We start from the raw sequence: 7,337 nt of genomic DNA, 5'->3' as shown, positions 1-7,337 counted from the left end.
ACAGGTGCAGGGGTATTGAATCTACAAGCCAAAGCACGTAGCTATCATACGTTGACATCACAAGTAGGTGTGGAAGCGTTGGCACGTGTGGCGGATAAGTGGACGATTAATACGCGTGTTGGCGTGGGTTATGACTTGTTGGGTAAACCAGCGTCTGCTCGAGTCGCCTTTGCAGGTGCACCAAATGTACCATTTACGGTAGAAGGAGCCAAACATAACCGTGTGAGTGGACAAGCGGGATTGAGTGTGAATTATCATGCGAATGACCGTGCAACGTTCTCGGTGGGTTATGATGCACAGTTCCGTGCTGGTTATAGAAACCAAAGCGTAGGAGCGACATTAAAAGTAGCTTTCTAAGGTTAATTTAGGAGGGGTAGCGTATCGGCTACCTCTTGTGAAAAACTTTTAGAATATGGTTACTATGACTTATCAAAAAAGCCTCAAGCGGAATACTGTCTTGGGGCTTTTGCTTTAATTGTGCTGTAAATTTTCGTTATTTAAGACAGAGACAAGTGGAGGGGCTCAATGGATGGGCAGACTCGTATGGAAGCAAGCCAGTGAAAAACAGCCCTTAATCTTGGCGTTCACTGGCAGGTAGCACGGGAGTGATATTGGTAAAGTCCGTCCCAGATAGGCGATAAGTTTGTGCAAAACCAGCCACATAACTACCGTGTTCAGGAGACAACTCAAATAATTCAAAATCGGTTAAATCACGCACTGCTTTCATAAAGCTACCAAAGCGTTCAGCAAAGTCATCCATCGTTCGGTTAAACACATCACTACCTCGCAGAATAATACTAACACTACATTGGATGGTAAGGCGTTGCCTAGCAAATATCTGTTTTGCTTTATCTTCGTCTTCAATAAATAACAGGGAACAATGGGGGTTGGTTGCAAGATTATTAAAGTGAGCGGCTAAACGACTGAGATAGAGATAGTATTTGCCGTCTTTAAAAAGATAGCACGCATAGCTCGCTTCAGGAATGCCATCCTTGCAGCAAGTGGCGAGTTGTACAGATTGGAAATGAGAAGGAAATTGTAAAGCCTGTTGGCGTATTTCGTTCAGATTAATGGATTGGGCCATAGCAATACTCCTAAAAATGCATCACATTGTTTCAGGTGATGGGGGAGAAAAGAGAAGTTGTTGGTGTTGTTGCTCTATCAAATGTCGTGTGAGAGTTTTCGGTATGTCATGCTTCATTCAATAAAGATGATTGTGTATGATGCGTTCATTTTATGCGAAAAGCAAGTATTATGCGAAAGCATCTACAATGTACACATGAAGTTTCTTTTTCTAGCCTTTGTTGTGAGAGGAAAAGAAGGATAGTATAAGGTCAGGAATGCAGAAATAATTTCATATTGAAAATTATTTCTTTATTTTTATTTTTTCAGGGAGAAAAAGATGCTTTGTTTTTTTAAAAAATAATCATAATACAGGTGGTTATATCAATAATTGGTGCAAAAAATACGGCTGAGAAGTGTTTAGTGAGAGAATGCTATTCAACAACGTATTGAGAGAGATTCGTATTCCAATAATAAATTGATTTTTTTATAAAAAATAAGAATATTCAAACAATTGTTGGTTGTGCTTTATTTTTCGTCGCTGTAGAACAACAGAAATAAATGTAATTTGTAAATGAATATTTGTTACGTATCTTGATATATGGCTTTTTGTTGAGCTATCTCATTGAAAAGGTTGTTTTTTTTTTTTTTTTGATTTTAAGGTAGGTGTAAAAGTAAAGAAAAATACTCACACTTTAAATATTGTTCTTGATGAGAGTCCTCTAGAATAGTTGACTTAACTTCTAGGTTATGGATTCAATTTCCTTCATTGATGGCGAGTAAACGCCTTCTCTTGGTGAGGTTGCATCTTGAGAAGAGCATGTTTTAAATAGGAATAAAGTCTATGAATAAAATTTATCGTGTGGTTTGGAATGCAACATTAGGATTGTGGCAATGTGTTTCAGAATTGGCTCGTGCAAAAGGAAAGTCGACAACAACTCAAGTAACCTCTGTTCTTTCGGCAGAACAAGGTGTTAAAAAACAACCTGCTCTTATTTTAAAGCCTTTATCGTTTGTTGTGTTATTGGCTTTATCGGGGCAAGCAGCAGCAACGGCTTATGATAGCCCTGAAGCATTTTTTAGTGCGCCTACGACTACGCTAAGCACAACAACTGAGCACATCAATGCTCATGCGTTGAATAATGGAGATAGCTTAACTTTTAATCATAGTGGCACGTTTTATAATGCCTCAGTTCCTGACGAGGATACTAATAATACTAACCGTTTTATCTATATCAATAGTAAAGAAACACCAAGTAAAATTACTATTGCGAGTGGTGTGACCATTGAGGATAAAAATACAGTAAAGGTTACCGGACCTGATAATTCTGGAGGGTCTCAGAATTACCCAGTGTCTACTTTAAGGGGTGGTATCCCGGCTGATAAAGGGCGAGTTTACTTAGATATGGATGTTAATGGAACATTCAAGATGCTTGCAAACTCAGCCAGAGGGGATAAAGATTATGATTTTGTCAGTGCGGCAGGGGTGTCTGGCTTTTCAAACTATGCGAGTCATGTGATTAATCTTAATATCAATGGCGGTACCTTATCTAGTGATGCTAATGTGGGCTTTTCTTATACAAATAAAAAAGCTATCAATACTAGTGGTAACCTAGGCATATCACCTAAACATCTTGAGTATATTACGGTTAATGCAGAGCAGGGTTCTACAGTTAATTTGAATGATACAATGGATGGTAGCAGCCGAACCACCTATATAGGCACATTTACAAATAATGCGATTGTATTTAATGCAAAAGGTGGAAATGTTACCTTAGGGGATGAAACTATTCTCAGTTTTGCTGGGGCAAAAGGGGTGTTAAATGTCTCTGCTGGTGACGTTAATATCAAAAATAAGCTCTATTTAGGTAAAGATCGTTTAAGTTCAAACCCTTATGGTAATGCAATTGTTAATGTTACAGGTGGAACACTAAAAGTCGGTAATACAAATAATGATACAAGTGGAATTATTATTAGTTCCTCTGATAATTTAAAAGCTGCCCGTGTTTACCTAAGTGGTGGAACAATTGAAACAACAGCAATTAGCCGAGAAAACACTGGAGTCGCCGAGGTAGATCAGAATAACCAAGAAATTATTATTGCCTTAAATGGTGGTACATTAAAAATCACAGATAATCAGAAAGATTTATTCGAAGGGATAACTAGTCGAACAGATGCTAGTGGACGCCATCTCGGTGTTTCCTTAGGTGCTGGAAATACTAAGATTGATATCGTAGAGGGAAAAGTTGTCGTTCAAGATGGAAATGCTTATTTTCAAGATATGAATGTACAAAACTTGAACTCGGATTCAAGTTTAACTAACACAGGTCCCACAACTTTACATAATTGTATTCAAGATAACTGTTATGGAGATTTGCTTGCAGTTACCTCCCGTTTGACAATGCCAAAGGGTGACTCACAAGTAGGCACTTATACCAAAACAGGTCTGGGAACCTTAGTATTGACAGCAGATAACCAACAAACAGGCAACACAATTATAGAACAAGGTGTTCTGCAAGCTGGCTATGCTGGAACAACAGGGACTTTTGGTGCTGGTGATGGTGGTATTGAGATACGACAAGGGGCTAAAGCAGCGGTAAATCGTACCAATGAATATACATTGGCAAAACAGATCAGTGGTGCGGGTGATTTTGCACAAATCGGAACTGGCACAACGATATTAACCAAAGCTAATACCTATACAGGGCAAACCATTGTTTCTGACGGTACACTGAAAATTGCTAGTGGTGGTAGTATTACAGGTACCAGCGATGTAGTGATTGATGATAATAATACCTTTGCAAACAGTAATACTCCTCCGATATTAGAGGTGGCAGGCTCACTTACGACAGCAAATAATACAGGCGATATCAAGATTGATAACGGGACCTTAAATGTGGTGTCAGGTGGTACTGTTAATGCAGGAAATATCTACTCTGAAGATACTGCCGGTGCTGATCAGGCAAAAGTTATTGTGGATGGTACATTAACTACCAACCTTTCTGCGGGTGATGTGCTTTTCAATAATTTCAAGAAAGTAGCTGCAACTGATGCTATTACTGTTAACGGTGTATGGAATGTTGCTGTTGATAATGGGGCAACGGTTAGTCAATACGATGCTGCAGATGGTGTTGGTTTCACTGGTACAGGTTCATTGAATAAGAGCGGCTATGGAGATTTAAAATTAACGCAAGAAAATACCATCGGTACGCTTAACGTTGATGCTGGCGGTATAGAAGTAGCTAAAAAATTAACTGCTACGACAGCAACGAATATCAATGATGGCACTATCACTGTCGATAACGGTGCTACTTTAAATGGTGGGGCTATTAAAGTAGGTGATGACGATAGTACATTGGCAGCAGATGCAGCTAAATTAGTGGCTAACGGTACGGTTAATGCTACCAGTGTTGTGGTTAATAAAGATGGTGGCTTAAGTGTAGGTGATGATACTAATGAAGGTTCATTAACAGTATCAGGAGCAGATGGCATTGCTGTCAATGGCGGTGCTGTTGATGTGAACAAAGGTACAGTAGAAACACCGAAGACTGCGATTAACGAAGGTACTGTGACTGTAGATAGTGGTGCGACATTGAAAGGTGGCGATATTGCTGTCGGTGACGGTGATAGCGAAGCAGCGAATTTGGTAGCTAACGGTGAAGTGACTGCCAATAAAGTAACAGTCGATAAAGATGGTAATCTAGCGGTTGGTGATGATACTAATACGGGTTCATTAACTGTATCAGGAGCTGATGGTATCGCTGTTAATGGCGGTACTGTTGATGTGAACAAGGGTACAGTAGAAACACCGAAGACTGCGATTAACGAAGGTACTGTGACTGTAGATAGTGGAGCTACTTTAACTGGTGGTGACATCACTGTAGGTGACGGTAGTGGTGATGCAGGCTCTGCGAAGTTAGATAATGCGGGTACTGTGAATGCAGACAATTTGACAGTCAAAGGCCCAGATGGACAGGTAGACAGCAAAGGTGTGTTAGATGTCTTGGATACCTTAAAAGCCGAAGGTGGTATTCTTAACCTCTTAGGTCAGACTGACACTGAAAATCTAATTGTTGATAACGACGGTACTGTCAACGTCAATGGTAACACTACGACAGCTGCTAATACCAACATCAATGATGGTGCTGTGAATGTAGCGAGCGGTGCGACCTTAGATGCAGGTGCATTGACGGTAGGTGACGGCAATGGTGACCCAAATACTGCCTCACTCAATGCTGATGGTATTGTCAAGGCGACTGACTTAGTGGCGAATAAGGATAGTAACATCAAGGTAAACAGTGGAGGCACTGTGACAGCGACAGATAGTGCGACCGTTAATGGTGGTACGGTAGACATCGCTCAAGGTGGTACATTAAATTCTGGTAACGATGGTCAAAATAACTTTGTGGTGAATTCAGGTAATGTTAACGTGGACGGTGCCTTGAATGCAGGCAATATTACTTCTGACCCTGCTGCTCCAGATGCAGCAGATGATGCCAAGATTAATGTGGGTAGCACAGGCTCATTAACGCTTAAACCGACAGGAGATCAACCCTTATTTGCAGGTTTAGATACCTCTAAAGGGGATGCTATCAATATTGATGGCGCATTAAATGTGGATGTGGCGGCTGGTAATACAGCGACTCAAGCGGATACCGCAGGCATTACTGGCACAGGTGAATTGAATAAAGATGGTACAGGTGAATTAGATTTAACCGCACCAACTAACACTATCGGTACAGTGAATGCGAATGATGGTGCATTGACAGTAGGTAGTGGTTCTACCCTCAATGCAGATACATTAAATGTTGGTGATAGCGATGAGACACCAGCAATGGTCAACGTGAATGGTGACGTAGCTGCTAAGGATGTGAATGTCGCCAAGGATGGTACTTTGAATGTGGGTGATGCTTCTGGTTCACCTGCTGGTACATTGAATGCGACCAACCCTATTTCAATGAATGGTGGTGCGCTTAATGTCAATCCGAAGGCGGCATTAACGACCCCTAATATTGTAAGTCCTGATACGGCTGACGATGAAGCATCCACTATCAATGTGGCTAACAATGCGACTTTGAATCTCAATCCAACCGATGGTGCTAAACTCTTTGATGGATTTAACAGTACACCAGATGGTAAAGATGCTATTAACGTGAACGGTACGTTAAATCTCAATGTGGCTTCAGGTACAGTCACCCAACCAGCATCTGCACCAATTAGTGGTGAGGGTACATTTAACAAAGAGGGAGCAGGTACTTTCAATGTGAAAGCTAACAACCCATTTGCTGGTGCAGTCAATGTGAATGATGGCACATTGCAAATCTCAGAAGGTGGTAAGTTAGGTAAGGCAACAGTGAATGTGAAGTCACCTGCGACTTTGGCTATTGATGCGAGTGGCACTGAGTTACGTAATCTCAACCTTAATGGTGGTGGTACCTTATCAGTAACAGCAACACCTGAAGGCTATACCAAAGTTCAAGTCAATGGTAACGCTAACCTTGATAATGGTCACTTGTTTACGGATATTGCAGGTAGCCGAGAAGAGGACTTGGCAAATGGTAGTTTCGAGAACGTTATTACCACGCCAAATGGTCAAATTATTGGCAAATTTGCCAGTTATGATGACAATAGCCACCTTTTTGATTTCGTTCCTTATATTAGCAATGATCATAAATCACTTGGTTTAACACCTTACTCAACGGGGGGAGATAAGAGTCTTGCCAATATTGTGGATAAATTAGGCTTTGACCGTGCGGTAGATGCAGGACGTGCATTAGATACCATTTTTGTTCAAGACCGAGCAGGAGAGATTGCTCGTTTGTTCTATACGATTCGTGATGACAAACAAGCAGCTGATGCTGTGTTAGAGTCATTGCCAACGTTAGCAGGTGCTAGTAGCCAAGTGATTGCAGATAGTGCAGCTAATGTGGTTGGTTTAGCGAGCTTTACTGATCGTTGTACGACAGATTTGAAGACAGGTTCTGACCGCCATGTATGGGGTAAATTACAAGGGGGTTGGGGTAAACAACACGATTACCGTGGGGCAGCAGGTTACCGTAACGAGAGTTACTATGCAGCAGCAGGTGGTCATGTATGCTATAACCAAACACGTATAGGTATGATGGTAGGTTATGGTCATGATCATGCAGGTAGCATCGGTTCACCGTCACAACAAACATTAAGTGCAGATACTTTCTTGCTTGGTATGTATGGTAGTACGCCAGTTGGTGAGAAAATGGATATGGATTTCCGCGCTGGTGTTGGTTATAGTGAGG

Annotated in this window: 3 protein-coding genes; 2 read left to right on the top strand and 1 reads right to left on the bottom strand. The window is 41.1% G+C overall.

From position 1 onward, the window contains the following. On the top strand, positions 1 to 357 hold a 357-nt coding region (locus HKX40_RS10495), incomplete at its 5' end, for an autotransporter domain-containing protein (protein WP_171589534.1). A gap of 214 nt (positions 358 to 571) precedes the next feature. On the opposite strand, the gene HKX40_RS10490 is transcribed toward HKX40_RS10495, so the two are convergent. Next, positions 572 to 1,084 carry a HugZ family pyridoxamine 5'-phosphate oxidase gene (locus HKX40_RS10490; protein ID WP_171589533.1) on the bottom strand — a complete coding sequence of 171 codons (513 nt, stop codon included), beginning with the start codon at positions 1,082 to 1,084 and terminating at the stop codon, positions 572 to 574. Between the two features lie 822 nt (positions 1,085 to 1,906). Here HKX40_RS10490 and HKX40_RS10485 point away from each other — a divergent pair. Further along, a partial coding sequence (locus tag HKX40_RS10485; protein WP_171589532.1) for an ESPR-type extended signal peptide-containing protein occupies positions 1,907 to 7,337 on the top strand: 5,431 nt, incomplete at its 3' end.

Origin of the sequence: Pelistega europaea, from assembly GCF_013133775.1 — a bacterium.
In the GTDB taxonomy this organism is placed as follows: Bacteria; Pseudomonadota; Gammaproteobacteria; order Burkholderiales; family Burkholderiaceae_B; genus Taylorella; species Taylorella europaea.
This window is presented reverse-complemented; position numbering and strand designations above follow the sequence as displayed.